At 28.3% G+C, this 17,874-nt stretch carries 18 protein-coding genes and 1 CRISPR repeat array; all 18 genes read right to left on the reverse strand.

The genetic code is table 11. The annotated features are described in order from the left end of the window. The first annotated feature begins 31 nt into the window (after positions 1 to 31). Positions 32 to 1,655: direct repeats of the CRISPR family, unit length 30 nt; unit sequence ATTTACATTCCACTATGGTTCTATTATAGG. 185 nt (positions 1,656 to 1,840) lie between these two features. Further along, the gene (cas2, locus tag GOQ27_RS01295) at positions 1,841 to 2,119 is read right to left on the reverse strand and encodes a CRISPR-associated endonuclease Cas2 (protein WP_203365007.1); all 279 of its coding nucleotides are present in this window, start codon (positions 2,117 to 2,119) and stop codon (positions 1,841 to 1,843) included. Between the two features lie 4 nt (positions 2,120 to 2,123). Then, complete coding sequence (gene cas1b / locus GOQ27_RS01300; RefSeq protein ID WP_203365008.1) at positions 2,124 to 3,116, reverse strand: type I-B CRISPR-associated endonuclease Cas1b; 993 nt, start codon at positions 3,114 to 3,116, stop codon at positions 2,124 to 2,126. A gap of 9 nt (positions 3,117 to 3,125) precedes the next feature. Next, the gene (gene cas4 / locus GOQ27_RS01305) at positions 3,126 to 3,617 is read right to left on the reverse strand and encodes a CRISPR-associated protein Cas4 (RefSeq protein WP_252187708.1); all 492 of its coding nucleotides are present in this window, start codon (positions 3,615 to 3,617) and stop codon (positions 3,126 to 3,128) included. A gap of 14 nt (positions 3,618 to 3,631) precedes the next feature. Continuing rightward, a complete protein-coding gene (cas3, locus tag GOQ27_RS01310) occupies positions 3,632 to 5,866 on the reverse strand; it encodes a CRISPR-associated helicase Cas3' (protein ID WP_203365009.1) in 2,235 nt (744 codons plus the stop codon). A 14-nt stretch (positions 5,867 to 5,880) separates the two neighbouring features. Then, positions 5,881 to 6,642: a type I-B CRISPR-associated protein Cas5b gene (gene cas5b, locus GOQ27_RS01315; RefSeq protein ID WP_203365010.1), complete on the reverse strand. Its 762-nt coding sequence runs from the start codon at positions 6,640 to 6,642 to the stop codon at positions 5,881 to 5,883. Then, the gene (gene cas7i, locus GOQ27_RS01320) at positions 6,620 to 7,504 is read right to left on the reverse strand and encodes a type I-B CRISPR-associated protein Cas7/Cst2/DevR (RefSeq protein ID WP_203365011.1); all 885 of its coding nucleotides are present in this window, start codon (positions 7,502 to 7,504) and stop codon (positions 6,620 to 6,622) included. The genes cas5b and cas7i overlap by 23 nt, the downstream gene beginning before the upstream one ends. Next, positions 7,494 to 9,164 (reverse strand): type I-B CRISPR-associated protein Cas8b1/Cst1, encoded by a 1,671-nt coding sequence (cas8a1, locus tag GOQ27_RS01325; RefSeq protein WP_203365012.1) that lies wholly within the window; start codon positions 9,162 to 9,164, stop codon positions 7,494 to 7,496. Before cas8a1 ends, cas7i begins: the two co-directional genes overlap by 11 nt. Positions 9,165 to 9,176: 12 nt before the next feature. Further along, positions 9,177 to 9,905 carry a CRISPR-associated endoribonuclease Cas6 gene (cas6, locus tag GOQ27_RS01330; RefSeq protein ID WP_203365013.1) on the reverse strand — a complete coding sequence of 243 codons (729 nt, stop codon included), beginning with the start codon at positions 9,903 to 9,905 and terminating at the stop codon, positions 9,177 to 9,179. 235 nt (positions 9,906 to 10,140) lie between these two features. Then, on the reverse strand, positions 10,141 to 10,785 hold the full coding sequence (gene fsa / locus GOQ27_RS01335) for a fructose-6-phosphate aldolase (protein ID WP_203365014.1): 645 nt from the start codon (positions 10,783 to 10,785) through the stop codon (positions 10,141 to 10,143). Between the two features lie 17 nt (positions 10,786 to 10,802). Beyond that, positions 10,803 to 11,660 carry a class II fructose-1,6-bisphosphate aldolase gene (locus tag GOQ27_RS01340; protein ID WP_203365015.1) on the reverse strand — a complete coding sequence of 286 codons (858 nt, stop codon included), beginning with the start codon at positions 11,658 to 11,660 and terminating at the stop codon, positions 10,803 to 10,805. A gap of 121 nt (positions 11,661 to 11,781) precedes the next feature. Beyond that, positions 11,782 to 12,429 (reverse strand): hypothetical protein, encoded by a 648-nt coding sequence (locus GOQ27_RS01345; protein ID WP_203365016.1) that lies wholly within the window; start codon positions 12,427 to 12,429, stop codon positions 11,782 to 11,784. Positions 12,430 to 12,533: 104 nt separating this feature from the next. Next, entirely contained in the window at positions 12,534 to 12,818 is a 285-nt protein-coding gene (locus GOQ27_RS01350) for a hypothetical protein (protein WP_203365017.1), read from the reverse strand. A gap of 82 nt (positions 12,819 to 12,900) precedes the next feature. Next, a complete protein-coding gene (gene kce / locus GOQ27_RS01355) occupies positions 12,901 to 13,713 on the reverse strand; it encodes a 3-keto-5-aminohexanoate cleavage enzyme (protein ID WP_203365018.1) in 813 nt (270 codons plus the stop codon). Between the two features lie 45 nt (positions 13,714 to 13,758). Further along, on the reverse strand, positions 13,759 to 14,142 hold the full coding sequence (gene kal, locus GOQ27_RS01360) for a 3-aminobutyryl-CoA ammonia lyase (protein ID WP_203365019.1): 384 nt from the start codon (positions 14,140 to 14,142) through the stop codon (positions 13,759 to 13,761). Between the two features lie 121 nt (positions 14,143 to 14,263). Next, entirely contained in the window at positions 14,264 to 15,709 is a 1,446-nt protein-coding gene (locus tag GOQ27_RS01365; RefSeq protein ID WP_203365020.1) for a sensor histidine kinase, read from the reverse strand. A gap of 2 nt (positions 15,710 to 15,711) precedes the next feature. Then, positions 15,712 to 16,380, reverse strand: coding sequence for a response regulator transcription factor (locus GOQ27_RS01370; RefSeq protein ID WP_203365021.1), 669 nt, complete (start codon positions 16,378 to 16,380; stop codon positions 15,712 to 15,714). Between the two features lie 65 nt (positions 16,381 to 16,445). Continuing rightward, complete coding sequence (locus tag GOQ27_RS01375; RefSeq protein ID WP_203365022.1) at positions 16,446 to 17,168, reverse strand: glycerophosphodiester phosphodiesterase; 723 nt, start codon at positions 17,166 to 17,168, stop codon at positions 16,446 to 16,448. A gap of 94 nt (positions 17,169 to 17,262) precedes the next feature. Then, positions 17,263 to 17,841 carry a TetR/AcrR family transcriptional regulator gene (locus tag GOQ27_RS01380; RefSeq protein WP_203365023.1) on the reverse strand — a complete coding sequence of 193 codons (579 nt, stop codon included), beginning with the start codon at positions 17,839 to 17,841 and terminating at the stop codon, positions 17,263 to 17,265. Between the last annotated feature and the right edge of the window lie 33 nt (positions 17,842 to 17,874).

The raw sequence follows: 17,874 nt of genomic DNA on the forward strand, positions 1-17,874 counted from the left end.
GCACTTGCTTTAAAAGTTCTTACTTTTCCACATTTACATTCCACTATGGTTCTATTATAGGGACCCTATAGCTGCAGAAAGAGCAGTTAATAAAATAATTTACATTCCACTATGGTTCTATTATAGGGAAGAAATTGTTAAAGAAATGAACGAATATTTTGAGGATTTACATTCCACTATGGTTCTATTATAGGTTAAAGAATTCTAATTTACCACTCCAACCGTTTAACAATTTACATTCCACTATGGTTCTATTATAGGCAAATTCCAGTACTGGCAATAAGGGTTATTTTATACATTTACATTCCACTATGGTTCTATTATAGGACATTTAAGATTTATAATCTTATTCCAGATGGATTTATTTACATTCCACTATGGTTCTATTATAGGAAGATTTCATAGAGAGAATTCTTCAAAGACTTGTCCATTTACATTCCACTATGGTTCTATTATAGGAAAGCAAAAACTATTAGCAGTAAAGTCATTTATGAAATTTACATTCCACTATGGTTCTATTATAGGAAAACTACTGTAGAAAAACAAAAGGACATTACTTTTATTTACATTCCACTATGGTTCTATTATAGGCAATATAGAAAAGCTACTCTCTAGAATTTGTATTTCTATTTACATTCCACTATGGTTCTATTATAGGGTAAAAATTGTGACCTGCATTTAATAGATCTTAAAAAATTTACATTCCACTATGGTTCTATTATAGGTCACCATCTCCAAAGGTACGCCACTCCCATTCTCCTTCATTTACATTCCACTATGGTTCTATTATAGGAAATGGCAAAAGATTAATTACTAAACTTAAAGAAAATTTACATTCCACTATGGTTCTATTATAGGGTAGATTCATAGTAAGATTATTAATTATATCTTCTATTTACATTCCACTATGGTTCTATTATAGGAGCATTGTTTTATTTTCTTTATTAATGCTGCATTTTTATTTACATTCCACTATGGTTCTATTATAGGACGGAGATTCTCAAATTGTTGGTGCTTCTGCTGTAAAATTTACATTCCACTATGGTTCTATTATAGGAAATTATAGATTAAATGGGGGAAGTAACAATGGAGATATTTACATTCCACTATGGTTCTATTATAGGAAAGTATTGCAGCAAGGTGGAAGTTTAAAGTATGAAATTTACATTCCACTATGGTTCTATTATAGGTATAGTTCCAAGCTATTTTTATCACATTGATTATGATATTTACATTCCACTATGGTTCTATTATAGGGACAATCAAAAAATTGGAGTTCTACTGATAATCATAGATTTACATTCCACTATGGTTCTATTATAGGACTTCCTACTCTCCATTCAATTTCTTCCGGCTTAAAATTTACATTCCACTATGGTTCTATTATAGGATATTTGTTTATTCTAATAGTCTTTATCATATATCCTATTTACATTCCACTATGGTTCTATTATAGGTCCTTTTTATAAGTGGGAGTTTGATGTGTGTTGTATATTTACATTCCACTATGGTTCTATTATAGGTACCTGAGAAATCATAATGTCTTTGTAATCTAGATATATTTACATTCCACTATGGTTCTATTATAGGCCACCAAGTAATTGTATGGCCATAGTAGCTTCACTATTTACATTCCACTATGGTTCTATTATAGGGCGTTTCTCTACAAGCATTGATATTACTTGATTTCACAATTGATTTCTGTCTATTACGAATCAAGTATAATTATTTATCAATTAATTTTAATCTTACCACTGAAAATCTCATTCCTATTATTTAAAAGTTAATGTTTGTCGATCTACAGTGTTTTTTACACTACTACAGGTCGACAATATAATTTCTAAAAAAAATTAGAGGTTTTATCATCTTCTATTCCTAAAAACTCCTTTGATAACCATCTTTCTTCTCTACTTTTAAATATTATTAATGAGTCTTTATCTTTTCTTATATATTGGTTTAATTCTTGTTTTAATTTAAATAACTTTAGTTCTGTTAGGTTACCTTCAAACACTGACTTTTGGATATGGGTTAAATATCTTTTGGATATTTTAAATACATTCCTATGGACTTTAGCTCCTTTTTCATCTGTCATTATATCATACATTAAAACCACATACATAGAATCACCACCATATTTTAAATCCTTCGTATTCTTTTTCACCACTAATATGTTTTATCATTTTATAACATTCAAGTCTAATTAAATGCCGATATGACACAGTTCTTTCTAAATCCTTATGCTTAATAGTTCTATTTAACCTTTGATCATATTCCATGAGAATTTTCTTTTTACCAACTTCTTTTAAATATAAAAAATTAGATTCATTTTCAAAATCATCTTCTGTGATTTGCTTTTTATTTAATAGAGAAAATATCATTCTTTCTCCAATTAATGGTTTGAATATTTCTGCGATATCTAAACATAATGAAAATCTTTTAGTTCCTGGTTGATGAATGTAACTTATAGTTGGGTTTAATTGTGTTTTATAAATCTCTGATAAAACTGTTGTGTATATTAAACTATTTACAAATGATATCAATGAATTTATCATATTATCAGGGGGTCTTTTAACTCTCTTACTAAAATTAATATCTTGCTTTACTATATCATTCCAACTGGAATAATATATCTTTCTTATATTACCCTCTATTCCCATGAGTTGATTTATATTTTCTCCAAATTGAAATTTGTTTCTTAAGCTTTGTATTTCTTTCATAGGTCTTTCTAAATCTATACCCCTTCCATTATAGTACCTTAAATTTCTATATATATTAAAAGAGGCGGATATTAATATTTCTTTTGCCAATTTAAGTCTTGATTCTAACTCTTCATAATGCTTAACTTGATTTACTAATAAGTATCCACTTATATTACTTTCCCTAGGGTAAAAACTACCACTATAAAATCCATAATAATTAAATATATGAATAATTATCTTTTGTTGAGATATAAAGTTTAATAATTTTGTATTCATATCTGTTTCACCAAATAAATATATCTCATCAGTTACTTCTGATTTAAGATTCTTTGATCTTCCATCTAGAGTTGTAACGATTATATTATTATCCTTTCTTTTCAATCTACCATCGCTAAATATATAAAAAGTTTCTCCCATAGTATCCTCCTAGATATAACAGAGTTCATAATATGCACATTTTTGGCATATTGGATCATTGATTGCTAGTGGTGGAGTATTTAATAGTTGTATTTGTTTTATATCTTGTAAAATCTTTTCTAAATCTTGTTCACTTTTTTCATCTAGATATATCTCTTTTCTCTTTCTTAATATCGGATAATCTAATATACCTTTCTCAATATTTATACCTTTTTCTTTTAATAAATACATATAGTATTTTAATTGCCATATAGATGCTTCTTCGATTTTTTTAGATTTTTTAACTTCATGAATTACTTTCCAATCTTTTATAAAATCTATATTTATATTTTCATCTATCAAAATATTTTTCTTTTCTCTTTTATAGGAATTCTCATCTATTAACTTCCCTATTTCAACCAATTCATTACCTTTTTCCATAGTTAAGTCATTGCTGAAATACCACAGTTTCCTTTTACATACAAAATAATAATAAATCATTACACCAGTAATATTTTTCAATTCATCACATCCTATTAAAAAAAGCGATCCTCTAATTGAACTTCAGTATTTTCACTTTTTATATACTTAATTCCAAATTCGAAGCTATATTCACAATTAAATATTGGTATTTTTTGATATCTGCTTATTTCTAAGTATTGTTCTATATTATTATTAATTCTATGGTAAGGTACACTAGCGGTATATTCTTGTAATTTATTTCTTGCAATTCTTTTTTGAGTTTTATATTTTTTAATGCTTTCAATACTTGAAGATTTATCATGTTTTGAAGAAATCATTTCTATACACCCCATAATTTCTTCTTTATTTTCATAATACACATCCTCTGGAATTACAGTGATATTATTTATATTTCTAAATATTTGTTTTACTTCATTTTTACTTTTTTCATAGTCTTCTATCATTCGTATATACTCAATATTTTCTATTATCTTGCTATAATAGTCAGTATCTTTTAATGTCTCTGTGTTATATAATTTTTTTATTAACTTCATTTTTTCTTCTTCTTTAATAATTCCATCAAAAGACTGCAATGCTTTTTTTGATAACTTATATATATCTTCATCAATAACATATCCGACACCTGTGTTTTTCTTTTCTCCCCCATCGAATACATAACAGTTATAACCAATGTTATCAAAAGATCTATTTCTATAGCATCTCCCCATCCTTTGAAATAAACCATTTAGATCAGAAAGTTCTGTTACTAAAATATCAAAATCAATATCTAATGATGCTTCAACCACTTGAGTAGTTACCCATATCCCATATTCATTATTATCTTTATCTCCAACCCTTAATATATGATCTTCTTTTAATTTTCTATCTTTTTTTATGAAATTACTATGAAATAAGTTTATATTTTCTATTTCAAATTCTTCCTTTAATTCCATATACACTCTTTGAGCTTCTTTGACTGTATTACATATAACTAATACTTTATTTCTATTATATAGATTATTTACATACTCCGATTTTATTCTGTTTTTTATGACTTTTATACTATGTCTTACTCTATTTTCTTTAGTGAAGGTTTTGGGTTCAATAAATTCTACATTTTCTTTCTTTAATAAATCTACTACTATGTTCGGAAGGGTAGCAGTAAGTATTGCAAACTTACCTCCCACTTTAGTTATATATTTTAATCCGACTATCAAATACGCTATTAAATCAGGGGAATACATTTGGATTTCATCTATGACTATTTTAGAATATGAAAGAGTAGCAAGTTTCGGCTCAAATCCTCTATATCTAAATACAAAATCAAATATTTGGTCTAATGTACAAATAGTTAAAGGTAACGATAGTTGCTTAGTTTTATTATAGTATTCATCTATATCCTTAGACTCAGTACTTCTATTAAGATATTGATCATAAGCATCTGAATGAAGCATACCTACTTTATCTTCATAATTATCATATACTATATCTTTTGTTATACGATTATACATAGCATTAATAGCTGTTTTTAAAGGTAGAGTAAAGAATCCTTTATTATTACCAATCCATAGTAATCCTGCTTCGGTTTTTCCCATACCAGTTTCAGCTATAGCTATAATATTTTCATCTCTATTATTTAACATATGCTTTTGTAAATCATTCCACTTTGAATTTTCATCTTTTTTCTGCCATTTTTTCATAACGTTTTTTAACCTATCTAGCAAAAAATCATTTTCTTTTTCTACATCAATATATCCACTTGCTGCATAATCAATTCTATTTAATAATCCTTTTATTAGTACATACTCATAAAATAACTTTTCGTTTTCTCTTTCATTTATTGTATCTTTAGCAAAATATCTTTGACTTAACATTCTAACACTAATATGCTCTAGTTTGTCGTATTTAAAGTCCAGGGATTCTTTTTTAATTAACTCAACTTCCTTTTTTAGCTCTTCCATAGTATAATTCAATTCTCTTTCATGATGAAGTGCAATAGCATGAGCTATTATTTTTATATCATTTTTAGAATATCCTTCTTCTTTTATTAAATAATTTTTGTCAATGAATGCTAAGCTAAGTATTCCATGGGGTATTTCTTCTTTATGTCTAGCTCTATCTTCGATTTTATCTTGAAATTTTAAATTCATTTTACCTAAATCATGAATTAAGCATACCTTATACAACATATCCCAGTTTATTTCTAAACTAGGATATGTTGATTTTAATATGTTATAATTTTTAAGTAAATTGTCAGTATGTTCTTGTATTGTTTCCTTAGGATTAGATTTTGCTAAATAATTATTCATATATTCACCTTTCTTTATGCTAAAAAGACTATATTATCATCTTCATCTACTAATATACTTTCATCTTCAAGGGCTGATATTCTAGAAGAATAAATAACCTCTATTTTATTCCACTTTCTAAATACTTTAGGATTTTTTTTACTTCCATGATTTACGAGTTCATAATTTTTATTAATTTTATATTTTGTGCCATTACTATTAACTTTACCCGTTCCTCCTATATTGATTGCTTCATTTTCATATAAAGATATAGGAATATATGCTGAATTATTTTCTGGTAATATTATATCTTCTTCTAATTCTTCTTCTTTTAATTCAACTAATTTCACTTCATTTATTACAGCAAGATCTTCTCTTCTTCCTAATGAAGGATATTCTCTAGGGGACTTAAATGATCTATATATATAATCTATTAACTTTTCTTCTTTAGGAATAATATGAATCATTAGATCTACATCTACTAGAAGTTCAGCCGTTGAAATTCCACGTCCTACCCCATAATCTCCCGATTTTATTTGATGCCTTGTTTTATCATATTTCATCCCATTTTTAAACTCATATCGTGTATAAAGATCATTTACTTTGGAAAAATACTTTCCTTGAACACTTATATCCATTTCTTTATATTTTTCAAATCCACATAGATTGTGAATCATTCCTATTATCGTTGAATATGGTGGTAATGGATAAGTTTCCTTCAATTGAAAACTTGTGGGTTTCTTATAGTTAACCATATTTTGATATAATTTCAATCTAATTGCTTTCATAATACTCATTCACTTTGTTTTTTAAGTGTCTAAATAATTCTGGCATTGTTAGCGTATTTAATTCTTCTTTTATTTGTTCATCATTATCAAATTTTCCTTCTATTAGTCCAATTTTTGTATCATTTTTTATATTATCAAATAATATCCCTTCTATTTGACTAACTATTAGTTTATTGTCTATAACATCTACCACATTATGAAAAATTGGATTTTTTACATCATATACTCCACCTATTGCGAATATAGGTTTCAAATCTTCTCTTCTTCCTCTTATATCTCTATATAGCATAGCTATAGTATCTAATAATTTATTTACTCTTCTAGCTTTCTCAACATTACCTATATTGATATCTTCCTTTTCATCTATACCTATTTGTTCTAAATCAACAGTTAATGTATATCTATAGTAGGAATGATGTATTTCTGCTTGTGCTATATTCATATTTTCATTTAATCTATCAGCTAATCCTTTATTAGTTAAAAAATCTAAATCTCCTTTGAATGGTTCCAAAGAAATAGCATTAGATAATCTTACTTTTGCAGTACGTATTTTACTCTGATTTCCTTTTTCCGTTTTCATATATCCAAAAAAGTCTATCTCTGGATAGTCTTTTATAGTAGATTTCGAATCAAATTGTATTACTTTCTTATCACCACTACCTTCTGCTTTTACTTCAGCCAAATCTTCTCCCAATTGTTCTACAATATTATATCTGATAGCTTGTCTAGAAATATAGGTGTATTGTTCCCCTTTATTTCTAGCTATTTTCTTAAGAGAGGCAACATTCCCTACAGATTCCCCATAATTTGCACTTTCTGCTTCAAAAATCATTGATAAAGTTAATCCTTTTGGTTTCATATTATTTAACATTATTATCTCCTCCATTATTATCTTCTTTGCCTTCAATCAAACCTGTAACAAAAGCATATCCTATACTCTTAAAATTTTCTTCATCTTTTAAAGCATCTAAAAATACCTTTGGAACACATTTTTGTGCATAAAGGTAACAATTTAATAATGTATCCATGAACATATCTTTGTTATTGGTCTTAAGTGAATTTAATAGTCTATAGGATATACCATTTAGCTTATCTATTGAACCCTTTTGCCTATATTTCTCTCTCAAATAATATCCTGAAGCACTTGCCGTTTTTACAATATCTTTCTCATTAACATACATAAAACCCATCCCTTCCATAAATTTCATATTTATTTTCAATATTTTTTTTACGTGACTTGTATTAAATCTACAATCTTTAGGACTTGATAACTTGAAGATTAAAAGCTTATGAATAAGTGTAAATAAATTTTGATTGTTAAATATCCTGTCAATAACTAATTCATATATATTAAAATAAGTATTTATCTCTTTATATCCAGTTTTCACTAACTTGTTTAATTCCTCTTTTGAATTTTCTAGTATTTCAAGCACTTTTTTCGATAAGATATTAAACTTATAGATTTCACTCTCATATCTTATTAATTGAATATCTGAAATTTCATATTTAATTGTTTCGTTATACTTTTCAACTATAGATTCCATAAGTGCTCTATATGTAGAACCTCTACTGAATCCTTCCTCATTATTTAGTTCATATTTGATCTTATTATTTGTGTCAATTAAAGATGTAATATCACTATTATTATTAATGAAGATACCTTTAGAGTAAGCATAAATTATTCCTGCTGGTGTACAAGAATATATTAATTTACATATAGGGCACATGGCAGCATCATTATTAAATTCCCATACATGAGATGATTTCCTTGAAACATCAAACCCTATATTATTTAAAAAACTGTAATCATTATTTAAATCTTTCATATCCCTTTCACAATTAAAACAATTATATTTATATTTTGTTTTATCATCTTCAATATAATCATTTACAGGGTTAATAAAATAATCTTTAAAGTCTTTATATATATTTTTTTCTTTAGTTTGAGGATTTAAAAAACATATACCATTCCAAGAATTTTTTATGATAGTATATATGGCATTTTTCCCAGCAAAGTATTTTTTGTGTTGAGGCTTTTCCATATAAACTATTATTTGTTTTAATATTTCATAATTGTGTTTTACATCTTCTACTATATCTTCAATAGTCTCTTTTTTCTTTAATTTTATAGTTTTTAAACCCTTAGAAATACTCACAACATCCATATCACTATTAATTAAATCATAAGCTGCTTTATAACTATTACTTTTTGTATAATATTTTACATCCTTTATATAATTATTTAACCTATCTAAATTGTCTTTATTAAAATCCTGAAATCCTTCTTCTTCAAAATAATTTAGGGTCGGCTTATAAGACACTATCTTATTCCAAGATAATTGTTTTGCATATATATCTATAATGTACTTAAAATACTTTTCTTCAAAATTATCTAATACTTCTTCTTCAAATTCTATATAATCATTATATTTTTCTACTTTATCCCCTGCATGTTCTAATATATTTACAATTCCAACTATCCCTGCATTAAACAACCAATCATTCATTTCTACTTTTATTTTTTCTCCCAATTCCTCACCTCCCTATACGATATCTAACATTCCAAATCCTATTGACCTTTTACTCCCTACTCCAGCCTTATATAAATAATCTAATATGTAAGGCTTTGCTTTAATTTTAATTTTCCCTAGATTAGAATGTACTTCTATTCCATAATTTTTAACTTTTACTATTTTTATATTATTAGCTACAGTAAATTCAAGGTTTTTAATATCTGTTAAGGCTTCTTTACCTAATTCTTCACATAACTGATAAGTTAAATTTTTTCTGAATACTGCTTGTCCTTCCTTATCTTTTAAAGAATAATACCAGGTTTTAGAATTATCACTGTTATGCTCCCTAACCACAATTGGGCTTAAAGTTTTGAAAACAACTTCATCATTAAGTATAGGTTTCTCTTTTACCATATTAATTTTTCCTATCGTTATCATATTATTACCTATAGCTTGTTTAATACCCTTAATATCAAGAAACGAGTTAAAGAACATAATTCCAGTTTTACTACTATAAGTGGAAAAATTTAAAGATATTTTTTTACTGGGTATTAATATTTCTTCCCGTAAAAACTTACAGTGTCCCATGTACATAGAAAATGTAAAATCCTTCATTTTATTTTCCTCATTTTCATAAAGTTCTTTATAGTAGCCTGTATCATACGAACTAAATGCCTTTTTAATCAATGATAAAATTATTCTGTTCTTGTCTTTAGATATTTTTTCTTTTTCTAATAATAATTCCACTGTAAATCTCATTATTTCACTCCTTTATATTTTGAATAATCAGAATATAATGTTTGTTATATTATATAATTAATACTGTCCCATTGTTCGTACAGTTAAATTTATTGGAATATTTTCCTATCATTCTATATTCTAGATTCTTTTTAAAAATCCTTGTAAAAAAATAACTTTACTTAATTATTTAGGTAAATTATTTCTACATACCAAAAAAAGACCTTCTCACAAAGGCCTTTTTTAATATTGATATTTACTTATTAGCTTCTTTCCAATCTTTTAAAAATCTATCTATTCCTATGTCTGTCATAGGATGAAATAGCATTTGTTCAAATACTTTCTTTGGTACTGTAGCAATATGTGCGCCAAATTTAGCTGATTCTAAAACATGCATTGGATGTCTTATACTAGCAGATATCACTTCTGTTTCAATCCCATGTATATCAAATATGTCTACTATATCTTTTATTATATCAAATCCTGTGTTTCCTATATCATCCATTCTGCCAATAAAAGGACTTACATAGGTTGCTCCTGCTCTTGCAGCTAGTAGTGCTTGATTTGCTGAAAAGATTAATGTAACATTCGTATCTATTCCTTTATTAGATAGGATCTTAACTGCTTTTAGTCCTTCTTTTGTCATAGGTACTTTTATAACAATATTTGGATGTATCTTTGCTAATTCTTCTGCCTCTGTTACCATTTCTTCTGATTCAAGACTAAGCACCTCAGCACTTATAGGTCCATCCACTATTTCTGTTATTTCTGTTAGTACTTCTTTAAAGTCTCTACCAGATTTTGCTACTAAAGATGGGTTTGTGGTAACTCCACATACTACTCCCCAGTCGTTTACTTCTCTTATTTCATCAGTTATGGCACTATCTATAAAAAGCTTCATATGCAAAACCTCCTAATTTATTTCCAAGCTTTACCTGCTGATCCGAACATAGTCATTTTTTCTTTTATAACTTCTTTCATTGCATCTCTTGCTGGTCCAACTATCTTCCTTGGGTCATATGCATCTGGATCATTTTTTACAAAATCTCTAATAGCTTCATTGAAAGCCATTCTAATATCTGTATCTATATTTATTTTATTTATTCCTCTTTCTACTGCCTTTTTGATACTTTCTTCAGGTACTCCAGATGACCCGTGAAGAACTAAAGGTATGTTTAATTTTTCTTTTATAGTAACTATTCTATCAAAGTCTAGCTTAGGCTCTCCTTTATATACACCATGAGCCGTACCTACAGCTATAGCTAAAGAATCTAATCCTGTTTCATTTACTAATTTAACTGCTTCTTCAGGATCTGTAAATGTAGCATCTCTTTCATCAACAGTGATGTCATCTTCTGTTCCACCTATTTTTCCTATCTCAGCTTCTACTGATACTCCAGCTGCATGAGCTATCTCTACTATTTTCTTAGTAGTATCAATGTTTCCCTCTAAAGGCATCTTCGATGCATCAATCATTACTGATGTGAATCCATTTCTAATACATTTAACTATTTGCTTAAAGTCTGTTCCATGGTCTAAATGAAGTGCCACTGGTACACTTGAATTTTCTGCAGCAGTTTTTACCATAGCTGATATGTATTCTACTCCTGCATATTTTAATGCTCCTTGACTAGCCTGCATGATAACTGGCGATTGAGTTTCCTCTGCCGCTTGTATAATGGCTTGAACCTGCTCCATATTGTTTACATTAAATGCACCAACTGCATAGTTATTCTCATGGGCATGATCTAAAATTTGCTTTCCTGTTACTAACATCTACATAACCTCCTATATTCGTTCTCTAAGTATATTATACCTATTTTAATATAAAAATTCACATTTATCTTTATATTAACAAAACCAAAGTAGATTAAAATTTCTAATCTACTTCTTAATTCTACCTATCATTATTAAATTTAAAAGCGTCAATATATTCTACTGCATGTTTATGTATCATAATATAGTCTCTAGATAATAGGTTATTGAAATCTTCATCACTCTCTGCATATATTATCTGTACCCCATTACACTGTAGGCATTTAATCTCGATTCTATCAGAAAACAAATCAATTCCTATATTCTCTTCTCCACATTCACATATAATTGAACCTTCTTGCTCTAATTCTTTTATTTTATTGACTGATTTAGTCATTATGTCGTTATTAGTAAAATAATCATAAAAACTTAATTCCTCTATTACTCTAGTAAAGTCATCTTTCTGACCTTTTAAAAGTTCTTTTACGTCAGTTTCATCTCCTAGGAAACAAATCTCTACCCCATCTAAACACCTTATAACTAAGTTCCCCTTAAGAAGTTGGTCTAGTGAATATTTAAATATATGGGTCTCTTCACAAGCAAAACATGGTATTTCTAAACAGTATTCTTTATAGTTTTCTGTTTTGATTCTTGCCTTAGTCTCTCCACAATTGCAATTTATATTTATGTAACTATTGTTCTTAAGTTGAAATAAAGTAATGTTATTAGTATGTATCTTGCCGCATTTATTACACCGGATTGCTAAAGCCAAATTAGTATTGACCAACATTAGTATTGCACCTCCTATAGAAGTATTTCTTCATAAAAATATAAATTCCTTCTTTAGAGGTAAAAAGTTAACATTACATTTTCTTTATTGTTAACATAATATTACTAATACATGCTATTAACAACAGCAACACATCCACCAAATAGGATACCAAAACCTATCAATATACCTGCAAGTATCAAAGATGCTCTAGCAAAATTTTTGATATTTTTATTAATATCCATAAATGCCATAGCTACAATAGCTATTAAATTTAAAATAGGTATAGCTAGTATTATTGCTACTCCCATCCATGACAATACTGAAACTACTTCCTCATTATTTCTTGGATTAGGATAGTTATTACCATTATGATTCTTATTTACTGGTTCATTATTAAAATTATCCATCATATCCCCCTCTATATTTATTATGTAAATCATACCATGTTTACAGCAAAAATGCCGAGGGATTAATCCCCCAGCATACTTATTATTTAATATTTAATATTTTTCTAGCTTCATCTGGAGTAGCTACTTCTCTGCCTAGTTCATTAGCTAAGCGAACTATTCTCTCTACTAATTGAGCATTAGATTTAGCTAATTCTCCTTTTTTATAGTAAACATTATCTTCAAATCCTACTCTAACATGACCACCTAATGATATTGCTGTGGTTGCTAAAGGTAATTGATATCTTCCTATTCCAGCTACTGTCCAAGTTGCATCAGAAGGTATACTTTCTACTAAATATAATAGATCTCTTATCTCTCCTGTTATTGCTCCTGGTACTCCCATTACGAAGTCAAAATGTAGTGGAGTATTTACTAGTCCTTTTTTTGCAAGTTTAAGGGCATTATTTATCATACCTCTTTCAAAGACTTCTATCTCAGGCTTTACATTAAGCTCTTGCATTCTTTTAGCAAATTTCTCCATATATTCCTCTGTATTCATAAATACATCGGGACCGAAGTTACATGTACCAGCACTTAATGTGGCCATTTCTGGACTAAGCTCTACCGGTTGAAGTCTCTCCTCGGGACTATGCCATACTGCTCCTCCTGTAGATGGTTGGAATATTACTGGACATTTAGCTTCTATTTTTTCTTTTATTTCTTTATATACATTATAATCCTGTGTAGGATTTCCTTCTTCATCTCTAGCATGTATATGTACTATCGATGCACCTGCTTTATATGCTTCATAGGCAGCTTCTGCTATCTCATCGGGAGTTAAAGGTAGATTAGGCTGATATTCTCTAGTTACCTCTGCCCCTGTTAGAGCTGCTGTGATTATTAGTTTTTCCATCATACATTCCTCCCCAATTGTTTTTGTAAAGTGTTTGCTAAGAAATTAACCTCTCTGCTTATCTTTAGGTACTACACATGTTCCTACTGCTCTACATACTACAATTGGTTCTTCTAATACATCACAAGCTGAATCATTTATATCAGGTCTTGGAACGATAACTTTTCTTGCTTCAAAAGTCATTTTTCTTGAAGAATTACCCTTTTTAGTAATTTCTCCTACTGCTTCTATATAATCTCCTGCATATACTGGAGCTGTAAATTCTACAGATTCATACCCTGCAAAAAGTCCTTCGTCTCCATCATTTCTTATAAGAAGCTCTGTTGCTACGTCTCCAAATAATTGAAGCATCTTTGCACCATCCACTAAGTTTCCCCCATAGTGGGCATCGTGCATGCTCATTCTTAATCTAATTACTGCTTTCTCCATATAAAAAACCTCCCCAAAATATTCATAGTATCATTTATATTATACTAGATATAAGGGGTGGTCGTCTACTTTCTAACAATATCTTAATTGTATTATTAGAATTTTAAGAAGTATTTAAATTCTAACTCTTAGGTAATGTTATCCAAAACTCTACTCCATCTTCTTTATTCATTGCTCCATATCGGCCCCCATGAAGTTCTACTATAGCCCTTACGATAGCAAGGCCTAGTCCTGTTCCTGTTTGAATAGATTTTTTTTCAGAGTCTGCTTTATAGAAACTGGTCCATATATTTTCTAATTCTTTTTGATCTATTTTATCTCCTGAATTATAGAAAGATAGTCTAAAATAATCCTTTAAATCTTTTAAAGATATTTTTATATTTCCTCCTTCTTCTCCATATTTTAATGTATTATTCATGAAATTACTAATTATCTGCTCTATTCTTAGGCTATCAGCATTTATTATCAAACTTTCTGGAAGTTCTAAGTCTAATTTCATATTTCTCTCTTTAATATTTATTTTGTATTTTTCTATTACATCCTTGAGCAAGCTTGATATATCAAAGGAATCTTTATCGATATGAAAGTTTCCTGATTCATAGGAGGATAGCTTAAGAAGATCATCTATTAAATTACTCATTTTATCTGATTCTTCTATTATAACATTGTAATAATACTCTTTATCCTCAGGGGTCTTTGCTATATTAAATTTAAGTCCCTCAGCATAGCCTTGAATCATGCTAATAGGTGTTTTTAGCTCATGGGATACATTTGAAACAAATTTACGTCTCATTTTTTCTAATTGCTTTTCCTTCTCTATATCTTCCCTCAGCTTAGAATTAGCTAAGGTAAGTTCTGTTAATACTGTGTTTAATTTATTAGATATAAGATTAATACTATTACCTAATCTTCCAATCTCATCTTCACTTTTTACTTCTACCTTTTCATCAAAATTAAGGTTTGCTATTTCATTGGCTACCCTATTCACCTCAACTATAGGTTTGGAGAGTTTTGTAGATAGAAAATATACTATTATTGATCCTATTATCAATGTACCTATACCTGCTATTATTATAAATAACTCTGCTATTTCAATACTACTTTCTATTACCTTAAGAGGCTTTTCTGCAATAAAGAAACCACCAGTAGATAACTTTCCTATAAAGAACATGACCCTTCTATCATCTCTAAGACTTGATGCTATTACGAAGGTAAAGGTTTTAGTTTCATCTATTCTAAGTTTCTCTATTTCTTTCATAACTTGAAGATTAAATGCAGTGTTATCTTCATTATTAAAAGTGGAAGTAGTTACCTTCAAATTTAAATTAGGTGTTAAGATAGTTATGTTTCCTCCTATCTCATCAACCATATCTACTAATTCTTGTTGAGTTACTTCCCCTTCTCTAAGAGTAGTATTAAATTCATTATAATTTCTTTTAATTATCCTTTTATTTCCGGAGATAAATATATCATCTAAAAAATATGAACTTAATATAAATATCATAAGAAATAAAGATAATAATAATATGAATACACCAAACAATTTATATCTAATAGATTTAGTCATTTTTACACCTCAAATCTGTATCCTACTCCTCGGACTGTTTTTATATTATCTCCCATCTCACCTAGCTTAGACCTTAGGGTTTTTATATGGGTATCTATAGTTCTAGGGTCTCCATAAAAATCATATCCCCATATGGCATCTAATATTTTATCCCTTTCCAAGGCTATATTTTTATTTTCTATTAGATATATCAATAGTTCATATTCCTTAGGACTTAGAAATACCTCTTCACTATCTCTCTTTACTTTTCTACTATTAGTATTTATTTCTAAATTACCTATATGATATATTCCTTCATTTATTTTATTTGCCCTTCTAAGGGCTGCCTTTACTCGTGCAATAAATACTTCATATCTAAAAGGCTTAGTTATATAATCATCCGCTCCTAAGTCTAGTCCTTGTATCTCATCATGACTTTCTCCTAGAGCTGTTAAGAAGATAATAGGGGTGTCGTATTCCTCTCTTATCTCTTTACAAACACCCCAGCCATCCATTTTAGGCATCATTACATCTAATATTAATAAATCTATCTCATTATTCAAATAGAATTTTTGCAAGGCTTCCTTACCGTCTTCTGCTTCTATTATTTCATAGCCTTCATTCAGTAGGTAATCTTTTATTAATTTTCTTATTCTCATCTCATCTTCTGCAACTAAAATTTTTATAGGCATTTTTTATTTCCTCCCTATAGTTGTTTATATTATTATATAAAGATTATGTGATGGTTCTGTGATAGTTATTTCAACTGTTGAGCTATATCTGGATAATCAGTTATTATTCCATCTATTTTTATATCAATTAATAATTTCATATAATCCCTTATGTTTACCGTGAAAGTATTTATCTCTATATTTTCTTTTTTTGCCTTAGCTATCACAAATCTATTTAATCTTTTATAGCTGGGATGTATTGCATCAGCCTTTATATTCTTAGCATATGTTATTGGATTTTTAAGCTTTTTACTATATAGTACTCCAGTTTTAATTGTAGAGTCTATATCCTTAACTTTATATAAACTGTTGTGATTAAAAGAAGATATGATAATTCTATTTTCCATATTATATTGTTTTATAGTATCTATTACCTTTTGTTCTATTCCTTTATAGTCTATTACGTTATTTTTCAACTCTATATTTAGTACCATATTATTATCTTTTATCAGCTCCATCAATTCTATCAATGTAGGAATTTTCTCGCCAATAAAATTACTACTAAATTTAAAACCTGCATCTAATAATTTTAGATCCTTTAAATTTATATCCTTTATATACCCTTTACCATTAGTTGTTCTATCAACTTTTTCATCATGACATATTATAAGATGTCCATCCTTAGACATTTGTACATCAATTTCTATTCCATCGGCATTTAGTTCTATTGCTTTTTTAAAGGCTGCCATAGTATTTTCAGGAGCATAGGCAGAAGCCCCTCTATGGGCATATATTAGTGGTTGTGTCATAATACTCCCTCCTTAAAATATCTTATATTATATTATTCTATGCAAAAACCTCTTATCCTTTTACTGTGAAAAAAATAAGACCCTTTAAAGGGTCTTACTTGATTCCATTTAATATTATATCAACTATTGGATATGGATCTATATCTTGAAATTCTTCTTTTTCTATATATATTTTATTAGTATAGAATTGATTTAGAGTACCAAATAAAGTCATAGCACACACTTTTTCATCTATATCTTTCCTTATTGATCCGCTTTCTTTAGCTTCTTCTATATAGCTAGTGATTGTATTTATCAGCAGTTCTCTATGAGCAAATGCTTTACATCTTATATCATCTGAGATATTGGTTGTATTATTCATAAAGGTTTGAACCATATCTAAATGATCTTTTAAGAATTTACCATGGAATCTAGCTATATCCATAAGGATATCTTCTATATTCTTAGACTTATTAATTCCATTTTTTAATTCGTCTATATATTTATCCATGCAGTAGACCATCATTTCCTCAAACAAATGGGATTTACCCTTAAAATACTCATATAGAGTTCCTTTTCCTACTGAAGCCTGATCAGCTATCTCCTGCATTTTTGAACTATGGTATCCATTTCTAGAAAACACTTTAACTGCTGCCTCTAATATATCTTTTTCCTTTTGATTTTTTATAGTCATCTTATCACCTTTTACCCTATTTATCGTTTATCC

This window comes from Anaeromonas frigoriresistens (genome assembly GCF_016820655.1).
In the GTDB taxonomy this organism is placed as follows: Bacteria; Bacillota; Clostridia; order Tissierellales; family SIT17; genus Anaeromonas; species Anaeromonas frigoriresistens.

Excerpts from the sequence above, each read along its gene's own strand:
- GOQ27_RS01370 (WP_203365021.1), bottom strand. The coding sequence starts at position 16,380 with ATGCCTATAAAAATTTTAGTTGCAGAAGATGAGATGAGAATAAGAAAA.
- GOQ27_RS01350 (WP_203365017.1), bottom strand. The coding sequence starts at position 12,818 with ATGGATAATTTTAATAATGAACCAGTAAATAAGAATCATAATGGTAAT.
- cas7i (WP_203365011.1), bottom strand. The coding sequence starts at position 7,504 with ATGTTAAATAATATGAAACCAAAAGGATTAACTTTATCAATGATTTTT.
- fsa (WP_203365014.1), bottom strand. The coding sequence starts at position 10,785 with ATGAAGCTTTTTATAGATAGTGCCATAACTGATGAAATAAGAGAAGTA.
- GOQ27_RS01345 (WP_203365016.1), bottom strand. The coding sequence starts at position 12,429 with ATGTTGGTCAATACTAATTTGGCTTTAGCAATCCGGTGTAATAAATGC.
- GOQ27_RS01365 (WP_203365020.1), bottom strand. The coding sequence starts at position 15,709 with ATGACTAAATCTATTAGATATAAATTGTTTGGTGTATTCATATTATTA.
- GOQ27_RS01380 (WP_203365023.1), bottom strand. The coding sequence starts at position 17,841 with ATGACTATAAAAAATCAAAAGGAAAAAGATATATTAGAGGCAGCAGTT.
- kce (WP_203365018.1), bottom strand. The coding sequence starts at position 13,713 with ATGGAAAAACTAATAATCACAGCAGCTCTAACAGGGGCAGAGGTAACT.
- GOQ27_RS01340 (WP_203365015.1), bottom strand. The coding sequence starts at position 11,660 with ATGTTAGTAACAGGAAAGCAAATTTTAGATCATGCCCATGAGAATAAC.
- cas5b (WP_203365010.1), bottom strand. The coding sequence starts at position 6,642 with ATGAGTATTATGAAAGCAATTAGATTGAAATTATATCAAAATATGGTT.
- cas6 (WP_203365013.1), bottom strand. The coding sequence starts at position 9,905 with ATGAGATTTACAGTGGAATTATTATTAGAAAAAGAAAAAATATCTAAA.
- kal (WP_203365019.1), bottom strand. The coding sequence starts at position 14,142 with ATGGAGAAAGCAGTAATTAGATTAAGAATGAGCATGCACGATGCCCAC.
- cas2 (WP_203365007.1), bottom strand. The coding sequence starts at position 2,119 with ATGTATGTGGTTTTAATGTATGATATAATGACAGATGAAAAAGGAGCT.
- GOQ27_RS01375 (WP_203365022.1), bottom strand. The coding sequence starts at position 17,168 with ATGACACAACCACTAATATATGCCCATAGAGGGGCTTCTGCCTATGCT.
- cas3 (WP_203365009.1), bottom strand. The coding sequence starts at position 5,866 with ATGAATAATTATTTAGCAAAATCTAATCCTAAGGAAACAATACAAGAA.
- cas1b (WP_203365008.1), bottom strand. The coding sequence starts at position 3,116 with ATGGGAGAAACTTTTTATATATTTAGCGATGGTAGATTGAAAAGAAAG.